The organism is Nocardiopsis ganjiahuensis DSM 45031 (assembly GCF_000341085.1).
GTDB lineage: Bacteria > Actinomycetota > Actinomycetes > Streptosporangiales > Streptosporangiaceae > Nocardiopsis > Nocardiopsis ganjiahuensis.
Genome location: NZ_ANBA01000016.1, coordinates 16,447 through 32,294, shown reverse-complemented (window position 1 = coordinate 32,294; position 15,848 = coordinate 16,447). Strand labels below are relative to the sequence as shown.

The 15,848-nt window shown below is 71.4% G+C and carries 15 protein-coding genes; 8 read left to right on the top strand and 7 right to left on the bottom strand.

The annotated features are described in order from the left end of the window. Nucleotide 1: 1 nt before the first annotated feature. Complete coding sequence (locus D458_RS0122775) at nt 2-874, bottom strand: FAD binding domain-containing protein (protein ID WP_017589046.1); 873 nt, start codon at nt 872-874, stop codon at nt 2-4. A gap of 253 nt (nt 875-1,127) precedes the next feature. Here D458_RS0122775 and D458_RS0122770 point away from each other — a divergent pair, with 253 nt between their 5' ends. Continuing rightward, complete coding sequence (locus D458_RS0122770; RefSeq protein WP_017589045.1) at nt 1,128-1,880, top strand: class I SAM-dependent methyltransferase; 753 nt, start codon at nt 1,128-1,130, stop codon at nt 1,878-1,880. Between the two features lie 4 nt (nt 1,881-1,884). Here the strand turns inward: D458_RS0122770 and D458_RS0122765 are convergent, their stop codons facing one another. Both D458_RS0122765 and D458_RS0122760 read right to left on the bottom strand, forming a co-directional pair. Further along, nucleotides 1,885-2,154: a hypothetical protein gene (locus D458_RS0122765; protein ID WP_017589044.1), complete on the bottom strand. Its 270-nt coding sequence runs from the start codon at nt 2,152-2,154 to the stop codon at nt 1,885-1,887. Nucleotides 2,155-2,228: 74 nt separating this feature from the next. Continuing rightward, the gene (locus D458_RS0122760) at nt 2,229-3,443 is read right to left on the bottom strand and encodes an acyl-CoA dehydrogenase family protein (protein WP_017589043.1); all 1,215 of its coding nucleotides are present in this window, start codon (nt 3,441-3,443) and stop codon (nt 2,229-2,231) included. A gap of 269 nt (nt 3,444-3,712) precedes the next feature. Between D458_RS0122760 and D458_RS0122755 the strand changes: the two genes are divergently transcribed. Beyond that, on the top strand, nt 3,713-5,527 hold the full coding sequence (locus D458_RS0122755) for an AMP-dependent synthetase/ligase (RefSeq protein ID WP_017589042.1): 1,815 nt from the start codon (nt 3,713-3,715) through the stop codon (nt 5,525-5,527). Between the two features lie 174 nt (nt 5,528-5,701). On the opposite strand, the gene D458_RS0122750 is transcribed toward D458_RS0122755, so the two are convergent. Then, a complete protein-coding gene (locus tag D458_RS0122750; RefSeq protein WP_017589041.1) occupies nt 5,702-6,550 on the bottom strand; it encodes a TIGR03620 family F420-dependent LLM class oxidoreductase in 849 nt (282 codons plus the stop codon). A 210-nt stretch (nt 6,551-6,760) separates the two neighbouring features. Here D458_RS0122750 and D458_RS0122745 point away from each other — a divergent pair, with 210 nt between their 5' ends. Beyond that, on the top strand, nt 6,761-7,558 hold the full coding sequence (locus D458_RS0122745; protein WP_017589040.1) for a hypothetical protein: 798 nt from the start codon (nt 6,761-6,763) through the stop codon (nt 7,556-7,558). A 589-nt stretch (nt 7,559-8,147) separates the two neighbouring features. After that, nucleotides 8,148-9,167 (top strand): LacI family DNA-binding transcriptional regulator, encoded by a 1,020-nt coding sequence (locus tag D458_RS0122740; RefSeq protein WP_026119594.1) that lies wholly within the window; start codon nt 8,148-8,150, stop codon nt 9,165-9,167. Between the two features lie 16 nt (nt 9,168-9,183). Here D458_RS0122740 and D458_RS0122735 read toward each other — a convergent pair whose 3' ends face one another. Continuing rightward, on the bottom strand, nt 9,184-9,552 hold the full coding sequence (locus D458_RS0122735; RefSeq protein WP_017589038.1) for a hypothetical protein: 369 nt from the start codon (nt 9,550-9,552) through the stop codon (nt 9,184-9,186). A gap of 67 nt (nt 9,553-9,619) precedes the next feature. Then, nucleotides 9,620-10,510 carry a LysR family transcriptional regulator ArgP gene (locus tag D458_RS0122730; protein WP_017589037.1) on the bottom strand — a complete coding sequence of 297 codons (891 nt, stop codon included), beginning with the start codon at nt 10,508-10,510 and terminating at the stop codon, nt 9,620-9,622. A gap of 92 nt (nt 10,511-10,602) precedes the next feature. On the opposite strand from D458_RS0122730, the gene D458_RS0122725 reads away from it, so the two are divergent. After that, nucleotides 10,603-11,325 carry a LysE/ArgO family amino acid transporter gene (locus tag D458_RS0122725; RefSeq protein WP_026119593.1) on the top strand — a complete coding sequence of 241 codons (723 nt, stop codon included), beginning with the start codon at nt 10,603-10,605 and terminating at the stop codon, nt 11,323-11,325. A gap of 136 nt (nt 11,326-11,461) precedes the next feature. Here the strand turns inward: D458_RS0122725 and D458_RS0122720 are convergent, their stop codons facing one another. Beyond that, entirely contained in the window at nt 11,462-12,340 is an 879-nt protein-coding gene (locus tag D458_RS0122720; protein ID WP_051049753.1) for a GntR family transcriptional regulator, read from the bottom strand. Nucleotides 12,341-12,591: 251 nt separating this feature from the next. Here D458_RS0122720 and D458_RS0122715 point away from each other — a divergent pair, with 251 nt between their 5' ends. The 3 genes from D458_RS0122715 (at nt 12,592) to D458_RS0122705 (ending at nt 15,799) form a co-directional block, all read left to right on the top strand. After that, nucleotides 12,592-13,911 (top strand): extracellular solute-binding protein, encoded by a 1,320-nt coding sequence (locus D458_RS0122715; RefSeq protein ID WP_239648045.1) that lies wholly within the window; start codon nt 12,592-12,594, stop codon nt 13,909-13,911. Nucleotides 13,912-14,108: 197 nt separating this feature from the next. After that, nucleotides 14,109-14,966 carry a carbohydrate ABC transporter permease gene (locus D458_RS0122710; protein ID WP_239648044.1) on the top strand — a complete coding sequence of 286 codons (858 nt, stop codon included), beginning with the start codon at nt 14,109-14,111 and terminating at the stop codon, nt 14,964-14,966. Beyond that, nucleotides 14,963-15,799 carry a carbohydrate ABC transporter permease gene (locus D458_RS0122705; protein ID WP_017589032.1) on the top strand — a complete coding sequence of 279 codons (837 nt, stop codon included), beginning with the start codon at nt 14,963-14,965 and terminating at the stop codon, nt 15,797-15,799. The genes D458_RS0122710 and D458_RS0122705 overlap by 4 nt, the downstream gene beginning before the upstream one ends. Nucleotides 15,800-15,848 lie beyond the last annotated feature (49 nt).

The following is a 15,848-nucleotide window of genomic DNA, read 5'->3' as shown; positions in this document are numbered from 1 at the left end:
CTCAGGCCTTCCCGGTTCCGGCGACGGCGCGGCGCAGCGTCCGTCGGGTGAGTTCCTCGGCGAGGTGGCGCTTGTACTCGGCGCTGCCCCGGCTGTCCGTGGCGGGGTCGCAGCTCCGGGCGGCGATCCGGCCCGCCCTCGTGTACAGCTCCTCGGAGGGGCGCTGCCCGCTCAGGGCCTCGGTGATCCCCTCGACCCGCACGGTGCCGGAGCCCACGGCGGCCAGTCCGACCCGGGCGTGGGTGATGGTGCCCCCGTCCAGCCACACGGCGGCGGCCGCGGATGCCACGGCCCAGTCGCCGGCGCGGCGCTCGACCTTCTCGAAGGCGCTGACCCCGCCGGGCCTCACCGGGAAGCGCACCTCGACGAGCATCTCGCCCTGCCCGAGCGCCGTCTCGTAGGGGCCGCGGTGGAACTCGACCATCGGTACCAGCCGTTCCCCCCGGGGTCCGCGGACCACGCACACGGCGTCGAGGGCACCGCACACCGCCGAGAGGTCCTCGGAGGGGTCGGCCTGGCAGAGGGATCCGCCCAGCGTGCCGCGGTTGCGCACGACGGGGTCGGCGATCACCCGCTCGGCCTCACGGAAGACGGGGAAGACCCCGGCGAGCACGTCGGACTCCAGGAGTTCACGGTGCCGTGTCATGGCGCCGACCCGGACCTCGTCCCCCTCGACCCGCACGTACCCGAGCTCCCCGTGGAGCTCGTTGATGTCGATCAGGTACTCCAGGTCGGTGAGCCGGAGCTTCATCATCGGCAGCAGACTGTGGCCGCCCGCGACCAGCCGCGCGGACTCACCCAACCGGTCCAACAGACCGATCGCGTGGTCGACGCTGGTCGCGCGTTCGTACTCGAACGGTGCTGGGACCTGCATGCACACTCCCTCGCGTTGCGTGTGATGCAGTGCACACCGAACGTGGTCGGCGGGTCAACGCCGACCTAAGGAGTCGCTTAATACCCGAGGGGAACGGCACTGTGAAGGAACCGGAGTTCCGGGAGGGGAACGGAGGAGGCTTCCGAGACGTCCGGCCGAACAGTGGACAGGGTGGGCCGACCCGCATCCCCGCACCCGGGGCGCACACGAAAACCGAGTGCGGTCGCGCGGAGGGTTGGCGATACTGCCGCGCATGGACCCACACGCGTATTCGGACGACGACGTCGCCGCGCTCTACGACGTGCTCAACCCCTGGGCTCCCTGTGACGACTTCTACCTCTCCCACGTGATGGCGGCCGAGGCCGTGCTGGACGTGGGGTGCGGGACTGGGACGATGCTGCACCGGGCCCGGGCCGAGGGGCACCCGGGCAGGCTCTGCGGGATCGACCCCGACCTGCCCTCACTGCGGCGGGCGCGTACGCGCCGGGACGTGGAGTGGGCCGAGGGCAGGGCCGTGGACATCGCCCGGCGGCCGGAGTGGCAGGGGGAGTTCGACCTCGTGATCATGGCCGGCAACGCGTTCCAGGTGTTCGTCGGCGACGAGGAGCTCCGGGACTCGCTCGCGGCGGTCCGCACGGCGCTGCGGCCGGGCGGGCGGTTCGTGTTCGGCACCCGGAACCCGGCCGCGCGGGCCTGGGAGCGCTGGACGCCCGAGAACGCCGCCGAGGTGGTGGATCACCACGGGCGGGAACTGCGGGTGGAGCACCGGGTGGAGTCGGTGGTGGACGGGGTGGTCACGTTGACCGAGACCACCGCCGCGCGCGACGGTGAGCCGCTGCGGGTGGACCGGGGCGTGCTGCGGTTCACCGCGGCCGAGGAGATCGACCGGTTCCTGGCCGGGGCCGGGTTCCAGGTGGCTGAGCGCTACGGGGACCGGCGGCGGGGGCCGCTGACCGGCGCGAGCGGCGAGATCGTCACCGTCGCCCACGCCGTCCGAGCGGCCTGAGGGGTTACCTGTCGTCGTTCTCGGGCGTGTCCGGTTCGGCCTCCCCGCCCTCCGGTCCGGGTCTCCCCTCGGAGGCCGGCCTTGAGGAGGATTCCTCCTCGTCCCAGCCGGTCGGGTAGCGCTTGCCGTCGGGGACCTCGTCCCAGTACTCGGGTGAGCGGATGGCCCGTTCCGCCTGGCGCTGGACGATCTGGAAGATGCCCAGCACCAGGAAGATGATCATGATGGGCACGGCGACGGCGATCAGGACGCCGAGTGTGGGCCATTCGAACACCGGCCTCACCTCCTTGCCCCTGAGCCTCCCCGCTCACCCGCGGGTTCACCCCTGCGGAGGAGTGTCCTCCGAGTTCAGCGGATCGGCAGGCCGGTGACGGTGCGGCCGATGATGAGCTTCTGGATCTCGCTGGCGCCCTCGAAGATGGTGAAGATGGTGGCGTCGCGGTGCCAGCGCTCGACCGGGTACTCGCGGGTGTAGCCGTTGCCGCCCAGGATGCGCAGGGCGTTCTGGGTGACGAAGGTGGCGGTCTCGGAGGCGTAGAGCTTGCTCATGGAGCCCTCGGCGTAGGTGAAGTCCTTGCCGTTGCGGGCCATCCAGGCGGCGCGCCAGACCAGCAGGCGGGCGGCGTCGATGCGGGTGGCCATGTCGGCCAGCAGGAAGGCCACGCCCTGGTTGTCCCCGATGGGCTTGCCGAACTGCTCGCGTTGGACCGAGTAGTCGCGGGCGTACTCGTAGGCGGCCCGCGCACAGCCCACCGCCATGGCCCCCACGGTGGGCCGGGTGGCCTCGAAGGTCTTCATGGCGGCCTGGCCCTTGGAGCGCTTGCCCTCGCGGGCGCGGGCCAGGCGCTCGTCGAGCTTGTCCTTGCCGCCCAGCAGGCAGGAGCCGGGCACGCGCACGTTGTCCAGGACGACCTCGGCGGTGTGCGAGGCGCGGATGCCGTGCTTGAGGAACTTCTGGCCCTGGGAGAGCCCCGGGGTGTTGGGCGGGATGACGAAGGAGGCCTGGCCGCGCGAGCCCAGGTCCGGTTCGACCGAGGCGATCACCACGTGCACCTCGGCGATGCCGCCGTTGGTGGCCCAGGTCTTGACGCCGTTGATGACCCACTCGTCCTTGGCCTGGTCGTAGACGGCGCGGGTCCTGATCGCCGAGACGTCGGAGCCGGCGTCGGGCTCGGAGGCGCAGAAGGCGGCGAGCTTGACGTCGTCGGGGGTGCCGAACATCTGCGGCGCCCACTCGCCGATCTGCTCGGGCGTGCCGGTCTTGCTCAGGGACGCGGCGGCCAGGCCGGTGCCCATGATGGACAGGCCGATTCCGGAGTCGCCCCAGAACAGCTCCTCGATCGCCACCGGCATGCCCAGGCCGCTCTCCTCGAAGGCCTGGGTGGCGAAGAAGTCCAGGGAGTACAGGCCGATCTTGGCGGCCTCCTGGATGATCGGCCAGGGGGTCTCCTCCCGCTCGTCCCATTCGGCGGCGGCGGGGCGGATGACGTCGGCGGCGAACCCGTGGGCCCAGTCCCGGACGTCGCTGATCTCTTCGGGGAGCTGGAGGGAGAAGTCGGACACGGGGGTGGCTCCTTGGGTGGTACGGGGACCGGCCCGGGGCGGGTGGGGCTGGTCCCGGGGTGGGACGGCGAGACCGGCGGGCTGGTGTTACCGGCGGTTACGTATGAGTGTTACCCATGAGTAGCACCTGGGTTTCCGAACTGTCCAGGTGTTGGCGGCTCCCGCACGGGGGAGGCGGGTGGAACTGCTCCCCTTTTCGCGGAAAGCCGCGGTGTTAGGCTCCTGTGTGTTCTGGATCACACCGTCGAGGAAGCTGCCCAGGAGTACACATGACCTCCGTTCCCGGCACCACGGACGACCCCACGAACCGCACCCTCCCCGAGCTGTTCCTGCGCAACGCACGCGAGCACTCCGACCTCCCCGCCCTGTCCTGGCGCGAGTCCGGCGCCACCGACTGGACCACCCTCACCTGGGCCCAGGCCCACGACACCGTCGCGGCGCTCGCCGAGGGCTACGCCGCCCTCGGGGTCCGCCCCGGAGACCACGTCCTGCTGATGATGGGCAACCGGCCCGAACACTGGCTCTCCGACATGGCCTTCGTCCACGTCGGGGCCGTCCCCACCACCGTCTACTCCTCCGCCGCCCCCGAACAGATCAGCTACATCGCCCGGCACAGCCGCGCCCGCCTCGCCGTGGTGGAGGACGCCGCCGTCGCGGCCCCCTGGGAGAAGCTCCTCGACGACCCCGACACACCCCTCGAAACCCTGGTCGTGGTGGAGCGGCCCGACCCCGGGCGCGGCCACACCCCCTACACGGGCCTCACCGAGACCGTTCCCGCCGGGGCCTTCGACCGCCGGCACGACCTCACCCCCGACCACCTCGTCACCGTCGTCTACACCTCGGGCACCACCGGCGACCCCAAGGGCGCGGCCATCACCCACAGGCAGGTCCTCGCCCAGGCCACCTCCCTCGACGCCGCCGTGGACCTGCCCGACCACCCCAGCCACGTCTGCTACCTCCCGCTGGCCCACATCGCCGAACGCCTGCTCACCCTCTACCTGCCGCTCCTGCGCGTCTCACACGTGTGGATGTGCGCCGACCCGGCCGCCCTGGCCGGAGTCCTGCCCGAGGTCCGGCCCCCGCACTTCGTCGGGGTGCCGCGCGTCTGGGAGAAACTCGCCACGGCCGTGCGCGCCTCCCTCGCCGCCCTGCCCGAGGAGATCGCCGCCGTCGTCGACGGCGCACGGAAGGTCGCCACCGAGTACAGCGAGTACCGCGAACGCGGCGAGGAGGTCCCCGCCGAACTGGAGGAGCGGTACCGGGGCGTCCACTCCTCCGTGCTCACCCCGCTGCTCGCCCGCCTGGGCCTGGACCGGGTGGTCCTGCCCTCCAGCGCCTCGGCGCCCATGCCGGTGGACGTGCTCCGCTTCTGGGCCTCACTGGGCATCGAGGTCATGGACGTGTGGGGCCTCACCGAGTCCGTGGGCGTGGCCACCCTCAACAGGCCCTCGGACGGCGGCCACCGCCTCGGTTCCGTGGGCCGCCCCCTCGACGGCGTCCGGATCCGGGTCGCCGAGGACGGAGAGGTGTTCCTGCGCGGCCCCTCGATGTTCCAGGGCTACCTCCGGCCGGACGGCTCGGTGGACCCCGCCGTGGACGACGAGGGCTGGTTCCCCACCGGGGACGTGGGCCGGATCGACGAGGACGGCTTCCTGTGGATCACCGACCGCAAGAAGGAGATCATCGTGACCTCGGGCGGCAAGAACGTGTCGCCCGCGCTGGTGGAGAACACCCTCAAGGAGCACCCGCTGATCGGCCAGGCCCTCGCGCACGGCGACAACCGCCCCTACCTGGTCGCGCTGCTCGTCCTCGATTCCGAGATGGCGATGCTGTGGGCCCGTGAGCGGGGTATCGGGGCCGAGGGCGCCGACCTGGCCGCCCACCCCGAGGTGGCGGCGGAGGTCGAGCGCGCGGTGGCCGCGGCCAACGCCCGGCTCAGCCGTCCGGAGCAGGTCAAGCGCCACCGGATCCTGTCCGGCGAGTGGGGGCCGGACACCGGGGAGCTGACGCCCTCGCTCAAGCTCCGCCGCCGCGTGGTCGTGGACCGCTACGGCAAGGATCTGGAGGACCTCTACCGGGACTGAGGGCCACCGGCCGGACCGAGGTCCCCCGTCAGGGGATGAGGGCCTCCGCCGGCGCCGACGCCCGCGGTCGCTGACCGGTACCGGTCAGCGACCGCGCCCCCGAACCGGGACGCCGCGCGACCGATCGCGTCCCTGGCCGGGGCCGGCCGGTCGGACGGCCGGCCGGGCCATCGGTCATTCGGTCAGTGCCGGGGCCAGCCGGGCGAGGGTGCCGAGAAGGCCGCACTCCCCGGGCAGCGGCTGGGCCACCACGTGGTCGGCCCCGGCCGCCGCGTACGTGCGCAGCACGGCGGCCACGTCCTCCGGGCCGCCCTGCGCGACCAGGTCGTCCACCAGCTCGTCACTGCCACCGTCGGCCAGGTCGTCCCGAGTGAACCCCAACCGCTCCAGGTGGGCCGCGTAGTTGCGCATCCCCAGGTAGAATGACATCCCCTCCCGGGCCTGCCGCCGGGTGGACGCGACGTCGGTGCCCAGCACCAGCTTGTGCTCCGGGGCCAGCAGGGGCCCGTCCCCGAGCACGCCGCGCGCGGTCCGGGTGTGGGCGGGGTCGGCCAGGTAGGGGTGCGCGCCCGCGGCGCGCTCGGCGCTCAGTTCGAGCATCTTCGGGCCCAGCGCCGCCAGCACCCGGCGGTCGGCCGGGACACCCCCGCGGTCCAGCACGTCCAGGTAGTCGCGCATCCCCTGCAGGGGTTTGACCGCCTCGGGGCCGTTGACCTCCCGGTGGCCGGCCCCGATCCCCAGCAGGAAACGGCCCGGATAGGCCTTCTCCAGGCGGCCGAAGGCCTCGGCGGTCTCCTCGGCCGGTGCCGCCCAGATGTTGACGATCCCCGTGGCCACCGCCAGCCGCGAGGTGGCGGCCAGAGCCGTGGCCACCGGTTCCAGATCGGACGAGGGGGACCCGCCGATCCACAGCGCGCCGAAGCCGAGGCGCTCCACCTCGGCGGCGACGTCCTCGTCGACGTCCTGGTGGCGGAGCCACACGCCGTACCTGCCCAGGTCGACCGGTGTCGCGTTCAGACCCATGGATACTCCTCGGTGCCCTCGGGGTTCTCGGTGTTCTCAGCGCAATCAGTGCTCGGCGGCCGGTGCCGTCACCAACCTACGGCGGACAGCGGCCCGGAGCGTGAACCCCCGCCGGAGCCGCGACATACCCGCCGCACGAGGGAACAGGAAGTATCCTGCGGGGGCAGGCCCTTCCCCGCGGGCTTCTCCCCGCCCCCCTGGAGACGGCTTATGAGCGCGCACCCCCTCCTGATCGACGACCCCGATCAGCTCGTCACGGTCCAGAAGGACTACGACAGCGACACACCCATGGACACCCACCACCTGGCCCCGGGCCAGACCCGGACCTTCGGCCGCGGCGGCCGCAACCGGGACGTGGACATGAAGCTGGCCGCGGGTGACCTGGCCGTGCACCGGCACGCCGGGGACATCACGTCGTACGGGGACCACTGGCGGATCAGCAACATCAGCCAGAACAGGTCCTACATCGTGGAGAACACCGAGCGGCTGGCCGGGTTCGTCCAGGTCCCGCCGAACACCCACGGCATGCTGGTGCCCTTCGAGACCTCCCGGGTGCGCATCCCCGGAGCCGCGGGCGAGCACAGCTTCCTGGTGATGGCCCCGGCGGCCTGCGCCGGCGTCCTGGTCCCGCACCTGCGCGACAGCGACAGCGACTGGCACGACAACACCGGCGAGCGCACCGAGGCCACCAGCTTCCGGATGGACCGGTTCCACACCTACTACCGGGTCCTGGTCGCCTACTGCGAACCCCAGCTGCGCGGCCTCAACCCGCCCGTCCCGCCCCAGCGGCAGGTGGCCGAGCGCGTGAACATCGGCACGTCCGCCGTCAACTCCCACGTCGACTACCTGCTCAAGGAGAAGTTCAGGGTCGACCTGGAGGGCAACGGCCAGGGCGTCGGGTGGCGAGCGCAGGTGCTCATCGAGAAGGCGCTCTACTTCGGGGTGGTCACCGAACGGGACCTCGCCATCCTCGACCAGGAGCACGGCACCCCGAAAGGTCTCGGATAGCGCCTCCCGGCCGGTGCGTCCAGCATGGTCACACGCGCCCCCCGAACCCGGGCGCGGGCCCGCCGGGACCGCCGAGCGAGAGCGCGAGAACGCCCGACCGGCTGTTGAGGAGCACCCGGTCGAGCGTCCGAGAGCAGTCAGGGAACGGACGGAGGACGCGGCCCCGGAGGCCACGTCCCGAACCCGCCCCGGCTCGCGCCGGTCCAGGACCCGGACGGTTCCGTGCCGCGACGGCACGGAGAAGGCGCAGGTCGGTTCAGCCGGAACCGCGACCCCGGCTGAGCCGACCTGCGCCGTTACCACGATGACCGGGGGCAGGCCCCAGGGCGCCGTCGACGAACCCAGCAGAGCCGCCCACATTTTTACAACGTGGGAAAGCTGAATCCGCCGAGGTGGCACAGCAGCCGATGATCCCTTCCCGGACCCCGAACGGAAACCCTTCGGACACCCGGGGGCGCAAAAATGCCCTCGGCATCAGGGAAAGCAGCCTGTCAGCGCCGTTGGGCAGAGAGCGCGCCCGTGTTGTGTAACGATGGAAAAGATGATGGCCCCGGACGCAGCGATCCGGTGGCCCGGGGAGGGGAAACGAGTGGTCGTCAGTCTGAAGGACGTCGCACTACGGGCGGGGGTGTCGGTCAAGACGGTGTCGAACGTCGTCAACGGCTACCGGCACGTCACACCCGCAACCCGCCAGCGCGTCCAGCGGGTCATCGACGAGCTCGGGTACCGCCCCAACCTCACCGCCCGGCACCTGCGCAAGGGCAGGACCGGGATGATCGCCCTCGCCCTGCCCGAGCTCGGCAACCCCTACTTCGCCGAGCTCGCCGACGCCGTCATCGCGTACGCGAGCACACTCGACTACATCGTCCTGCTCGACCACACCGGCGGCCGCCGCGACCAGGAGATCCTCTTCGCCCAGGGCTTCCGGGCCCGGGTGATCGACGGGCTCATCCTCAGCCCCATCGAGCTGGAGAACGAGGACCTGCTCGCCCGCGACAGCGACGCGCCCCTGGTGCTCCTGGGGGAGCGCCAGTACGACGCGCCCTACGACCACATCGCCATCGACAACGTCGCCGCCGCCCGCACCGCCGCCGCCCACCTGGTGGAGATCGGCCGGCGGCGCGTCGCCTTCCTCGGCGCCCGCCACGGCTACGCCCGGCAGGCCGCCCACCAGCGGCTGCGGGGGTGGCGCGAGGTGATGACCGAGAACGGGCGGCCCACAGGGGACGAGTTCGTCGCGGTCACCGACGGCTACACCCGCGAGGACGGCGCCCGGGCCATGGCCCGCCTCCTGGACTCTGGGGTCCGGCCGGACGCGGTGTTCTGCTACAACGACCTCGTCGCGATAGGCGCCATGCGCACCCTCACCGAACGGGGCCTGCGCGTCCCCGAGGACGTGGCGGTGGTCGGCTTCGACGACATCGAGGACGGGCGCTACTGCACCACCACCCTCACCACCGTCGCCCCGCACAAGGGGGCCATCGCCCGGGCGGCCACGGACGCCCTCCTGGAACGCCTGGCCGAGGGTGAGGGCAAGGCCGTCGAACCCAGGCGGGTCCGGCCCGGCTTCGCCCTGGTCACCCGGGAGAGCACCGTGGGAAAGCCCTGAGCCGTTCGGCCGGGGATCAGTCGTAGGGGCGCAGCCAGCGGCGCGCGTCAGCCAGGGTGGGTTTGATGCCGTCGCTCCAGGAGCAGACCTCCAGGCTGGTCAGGTAGCCGCCGTAGGAGAACACCAGGACCTCGCCGAGGGACTCTTCTTCCTCGGTGACGAGCTGGGCGTCGGCCACCACCGGGCTGCCCGAGTTGATCGGAGCCGGTTCCACGGCCCCGGCGTCGATCTCGAAGTAGGCGGTGCCGCACTCACAGGTGCAGCGGGAGCGGAGGCGCAGATGAGGAACCTGTTTTCGGAGCGCTGCGTGCACCGGATCGCCCGGTTCCAGCATCCTCTCGAGCACGTCCGTCACGTCCGCGGGAAGTCTCTCGCTCTCGGTCATGCACTCCTACCAGGGTCGGCCACCAGGGGCGGGGTCCGGCCTCACATGTTAGGGGCCCGGTGGCGCTCTACAGCGGGTGCAGGTGCCGGGCGGCCCCGGCGCGGACGCACCGGGTGACCTCGTCGAGCAGCGGTGACCTCAGGTTCCAGCGCTGCCAGTACAGCCGGACCTCCACGGGGCGCTCCGGGGCCAGCGGCACCAGCCGGCCCTCGGCCAGTGCCTCGGCGGACTGTTGCTCGGGGACCATGCCCCAGCCGAAACCCAGGAGCACGGTACGGGCGAAGTCCTCCGACGCCGGGACGTAGTGGCGGGGGCCGCGCGCGCCCTGACCGACGAGGCCGCGCAGGAAGCGGTCCTGCAGATCGTCCTTGCGGTCGAAGTTCACCACCGGCGCCTCCACCAGCCAGTCGGCGGACTCGGTGCGGTGGCGGTCGGCGAAGGCCGGGCTGCACACCGCGTGGTAGCGCATGACGCCGAGCCCTTCCACGGAGCAGCCCTGGACGGCCTCCGGGGTCGACGTCACCGCCGCCATCACCGCCCCCGACCGCAGCAGGCCCGTGGTGTGCTCCTCGTCCTCGCGGTGGATCTCGAAGACGGCGCCCAGCTCCGGGGGGAGCTCGGCGAGCGCTTCCATGAACCACGTGGACAGGCTGTCGGCGTTCACGGCGAGCGGCACCTGCGCGTGGCCGTCCCCGTGCTCCGCGGTCTGGAGCGCGGAGAGCACGTCCTGGTCCAGCAGCAGCACCTGCCGGGCGTAGCGCAGCACCGCGTCGCCCGCCTCCGTGGGCACGACCGGGTTGGTGCGCTGCACCAGGACCTTGCCCGCGGTCTGCTCCATCGTCCGGACCCGCTGCGACACCGCCGACGCGGTCACGTGCAGGCGGCGGGCGGCCGCCTCGAAGGTGCCCTCGTCGACGAGAGCGGTCAGGGTGCGCAGGTGGTCGAACTGGAAGGGCATCCCGGGCTCCTGACGTGCTTTCCTAAGCATCTCTTAGGGGTTCTGAGAAAGTTTAGCTTTACTGCATGAAGCAGGTGGGGGAGGCTTTCCCCGTGAACGAAACCCTTCTCCCCGCCCTCATGGGCCTCGGCACCGGCCTGGCGCTCATCGTGGCCATCGGCGCCCAGAACGCGTACCTGCTCCGGCTCGGCATCGACGGCAGGCCGACCACGGTCCTGGCGGTGGTCCTGCTCTGCGCGGTGTCGGACGCGCTGCTCATCACCGCCGGCGTCGCGGGCGTCGGCGGTCTGCTCGAGGCGCTTCCCACGGCCATGGTGGTCGTCCGCCTGCTCGGTGCGGGCTTCCTCGTGGTGTACGGCCTGCTCGCCGCCCACCGGGCGCTTCGTCCAGGCCGGGCGCAGGCCCTGGTTCCGGCGGAAAACGACCCCGGGGCGGAGGGCGTCCCCGGCGCGGACCGCGAGAGCGTGCCCGTGGGGTCGGGCGGCGCTCTGGCGACCCGGCCCGCCGAGGCCCGCGGGCGCACCGGGCTCAAGGCCGCGGTCCTCACCGCGTTCGCCCTCACCTGGCTCAACCCGCACGTCTACCTGGACACCGTGCTCTTCCTCGGGTCGGTCGCCAACCAGCAGGCCGGAGAAGCCCGCTGGTGGTGGGCGGGCGGCGCCGTGGCCGGCAGCTTCCTGTGGTTCTTCTCGCTGGGCTTCGGCGCGCGGCTGCTCCGCCCGGTCTTCGCCCGTCCGGGCGCCTGGCGGGTGCTCGACGGGGCCATCGCGGTCATCATGCTCACCCTGGGCGTCCGCCTGGCGCTCGGGTTCTGAGTCCGTCGCCGGTCCTGAGCCCGCGGAACGGGGCATCCGCGGACGGGGCGCCCGCCCTCTCACACTGCGGCGGATGCCTCGGGGTCCGTCACCGGTCCCAGCCACACGATCCCTGGACGGGCGCGGAGGGTCCCGTTCAGGACGGTTGGACGTCACCGCTGGTCGTCGGGGTGAAGGCGGGGTCCAGGTCCCCCGGCGGGATCCCCGGGTGGTGTTCGTGGCCGGAGGCGGTCCGACCACGGGAGGCGGGATCCAGGGCCAGCCGCGACATGATCCGGTACCGGTCGCCCCGGTAGATCGAGTGCACGTACTCCACGGGGCGGCCCGCCGAGTCGCTGGTCAGCCGTTCGAACAGCAGCGCGGGAGAGAACTCGGGGACCTCCAGCAGCCGGGCCTCGGCCTCGCTGGTGACAGTGGGTTCGATGGTCTGCACGGCCTCGGTGACCTCGATGCCGTGGTGCTCCTGCAACCGGTCGTAGAAGCAGTCCGAGGCCACGTCCTCCCGGGACAGGCCGGGGACCCGGTCGACCGGGACGTGCAGGTACTCGATGGCCATGGGCTGGCCGTCCACCAGCCGCAGCCGTGCGACGTAGGTGATCCTCGAGGCGGGGGAGACGTGCAGCCTGCGGCCGACCCGGGCGCCCGCGGGCACGGTCGCGAACTCCAGCACCGAACTCGACCACACCCCGACCGCCTGGGGGAGCGCGAAGGGCCGCTGTTCGGAGACCATCTCCTGGGTGATCTTGGCGGGCGCCACGAACATGCCCCGACCGTGTTCACGCACGATCAGACCGTTGCCGACCAGCTCGTTCACGGCCGCGCGCAGGGTGGGACGGGAGACCCCGAGCCGAGCGCACAGTGAGCGCTCGGAGGGGATGACGTCGCCTGGGCGGCGCTCGTCCACCAGGTCGAGGAGGTGGTCGCGCACCATGTCGCGTTTGAGAACCCCGTTCGCGGGGTCGGCGCGACGTTCGGCCGTGCCGTTCGCGCTCGGGGGACGATCACTGGCAGCCATGTTGACCAGTATGGCACCAGCACCCGTTTCTGGGGAGTGTTGCTGTTGACCAGTTTCTGACCAGTGGAGTTGCCAGTGGTCGGGCCTCCGGCAGGGATGATCCCGCCGTCCCGCCCGACATCCCATGTCTTCTGGTGGTTCGCGGTCTTCGGCGAAGCTCTTGACGGGATCAATTGGTCTATGCCATTTTCGGCAGTCAACAGACTTCGGTTGACCAATTGGTCAGATCACAGAAGGCATCGAGGTGCTTCGTGAAGTCCGCTCCCCCCACACCCGAACCCCTCGTCCCCGCATTCCGCGTCCCGCACCCCCGCCCGTCCCCGCCACTGGTGGCCGGCTCCTGCGTGGCCGGTGCCCTCCTCTCCCTCGTGCTCCTGGCCGGGTGCTCCTCCACCGACGAGGGGGCCGACCCGACCGTCGACGTGTGGATCATGCGCGACAGCCTCACCGAGGAACTGATCGCCCAGTTCCAGGAGGAGTTCGAGGGCGAGCACCCCGACGTCGGCCTCAACATCCAGATCCAGGAGTGGGACGGTATCGGCCAACGCGTCACCGCGGCCCTGGCCAGCAACGACGCCCCCGACATCATCGAGACCGGGAACTCCCAGGTCGCCCAGTACGCGGCCAGCGGCGGACTGACCGACCTCAGCGACCGGGTCGACGAACTCGGCGGGGAGGACTGGCTGCCCGGTCTCGCCGAACCCGGTGCCTTCGAAGGCCGTCAGTACGGCATCCCCTTCTACGGGGCCAACCGCGTGGTCATCTACAACACCGAACTCTGGGAGGCGGCCGGGCTCACCGAGCCGCCGCGCGACCGCGAGGAGTGGCTCGAGTACTCCGAGATCCTCGACGGGGGCGACCAGCAGGGCATCTACCTGCCGGGACAGAACTGGTACGTGTTCGCCGGGTTCCTGTGGGACGAGGGAGGCGACTTCGCGGTCGAGGACGACGGGGAGTGGACCGGCACCCTGGACACCCCCGAGGCGGCCGCGGCCATGGAGTACTACGCGCAGCTCCAGGCGCACGGCAACGGCCCCCGCGACTCCGACGAGGCCGAACCGCCGCAGATCGAGGTCATGGCCGGGGGAGACGTCGGCCAGATCATCTCCGCCCCCGGCGGTGCCGCCGGGATCGTCGAGGCCAACCCGGAGCTGGCGGGCAAGCTCGGCTTCTTCCCGATCCCCGGACCCACGGACGAACTCTCCGGGACCGTGTTCGTCGGTGGTTCCGACCTCGTCATCCCGGCCGCCTCCGGCAACCCGGACGCCGCCTACACGGTCCTCCAGGCCCTGGTCGGCGAGGAGTGGCAGCGCCGCATCGCCGCGGAGATGAACTACGCGCCCAACAAGACCACCCTCACCGACGCCCTGGCCGACAACGAGGGCGCCGGTGTCATGGCCCAGGCGGCCGCCGACAACGGACGGGCCACCCCCAACTCCCCGGAATGGGCGGCGGTGGAGGCCAGCGGAGTCATCAAGGAGTTCCAGACCGCCGTCCTCACCGGAACGGACCCGGCGGAGGCGGGGGCCCGGGTCTCCGAGACCATCACCTCGACCCTCAACGCCGGCTGACCGTGCCCAGCACAGGCCACCGCACAGGTGCGGACCGCGATCGCGCTTCCGGCGCCGGTCCCGGTCGACGAGCTCCCGGACGCCGAGGTCCCGGGGGCGGCACCGGCTCCGCCCCGAACCGCCGCTCCGCCCCGAACCGCCGCTCCGCCCCGGCCCGCCGCACCGCCCTGATCCGCGGCGCCGTCCCCTACCTGCTCGTGGCCCCCACCGTGCTCGGCGCGCTCTACCTGCTGCTCTACCCGCTGCTGCGCAACATCGTGATCTCCCTCCAGCACTTCCGGATGGGCGAACTCGTCAACGGCGGCGCGGCGTTCGTGGGGCTCGACAACTACCGGGAGATCCTCGACGACCCCGTGTTCTGGGACGTGGTCCGGCGCACCTTCGGGTTCACCATCGCCAACGTCACCCTGATCATGGTGTTGGCGACCCTCGTCTCCCTGCTGCTCATGCGGCTGGGGCGAGGGGCCCGGCTCCTGGTGATGGGCGCCCTGGTCCTCACCTGGGCCACCCCCGTCATCGCCGCCACCACCATCTTCCAGTGGATGTTCCAGTCCGAACTGGGCGTGGTCAACTGGCTGCTGGTCCGGGCCGGGTTCACCTCGTTCCAGTCCTACTCCTGGTTCGCCAGCGGCACCGCCACGTTCTGGATCATCGTCGTCCTCGTGGTCTGGCAGTCGGTCCCGTTCGCCGCGATCACCCTGTACGCGGCCCAGACCACGATCCCCCACGAGCTCTACGAGGCGGCGCGCATCGACGGCGCCGGGCCCTGGCGGCTGTTCACCACCATCACCCTGCCCATGACCCGGACGATCTTCGGCCTCATCACCTGCCTGGAGATCATCTGGGTGTTCAAGGCCTTCGCGCAGATCTGGGCGATCAGCCAGGGCGGTCCGGGCGGTGCCACCACGATCCTCCAGGTGTACGCGTTCCGGATCGCGACGCTCCAGCACCGCTACGACCTGGCCGGGGCCGCGTCCACGATCACCGTCGTCATCCTCATGCTGGTGCTCGTCGTGTACTTCCGCCACATGTACCGACAGGAGGCGCTGAGGTGAACCCGGCGACCCTCTGGCGCAGACTGCCCTTCGCCCTGGCCGCCCTGGCCGTGTTCGCGGTCATGGCGTTCCCGGTGTACTGGATGGTGCTGACGGCGTTCAAGCCCACCGTTCTCATCCAGTCCCCGGACCCGCTCTTCCTGCCCACCGCCCTCACCCTCGACCACTTCCGCACCGCGGTCGGCGCCGACAACTTCTGGGGGTACTGGCGCAACAGCCTCCTGGTCACGGTGAGCGCGGTCCTGCTGTCACTGGGCATCGGTCTGCTCGCAGCCTTCGCGGTGGCCCGCATGAACTGGAAGGGGCGGCGCGGCTTCCTCCTCATGGTGTTCATCGCCCAGATGGCCCCGTGGGAGGCGATGCTCATCCCCGTCTACGTCATCGCCCGTGACACCGACATGCTCGACCGCCTGCCGATGCTCACCCTCGTGTACTTCATGATCACGCTGCCGTTCACCATCGTGACGCTCCGGGGGTTCATCGCGGCGGTGCCGCCGGACCTGGAGGAAGCGGCGATGGTCGACGGCGCCACCCGCGCCGAGGCCTTCCGCAAGGTGGTCTTCCCGCTGCTGGCGCCCGGCCTGCTGTCCACCTCGCTGTTCGGTTTCATCACCGCGTGGAACGAGTTCGCCTTCGCCAACATGCTCATCATCAAGGACCAGACCGACCGGACCCTGCCGGTGTGGCTCGCGTCCTTCCAGAACACCTTCGGTACCGACTGGGGCGCCACCATGGCCGCCTCCAGCCTGTTCATGCTGCCCGTGCTGGCGATCTTCCTGGTCCTCCAGGGCCGGGTCACCACCGGCTTCACCGCCGGCGCGGTCAAGGGATGAACCGGCCTGAGTGAGAGGAGTCCCCCGAACCCCGAACCCCGAATCCCCG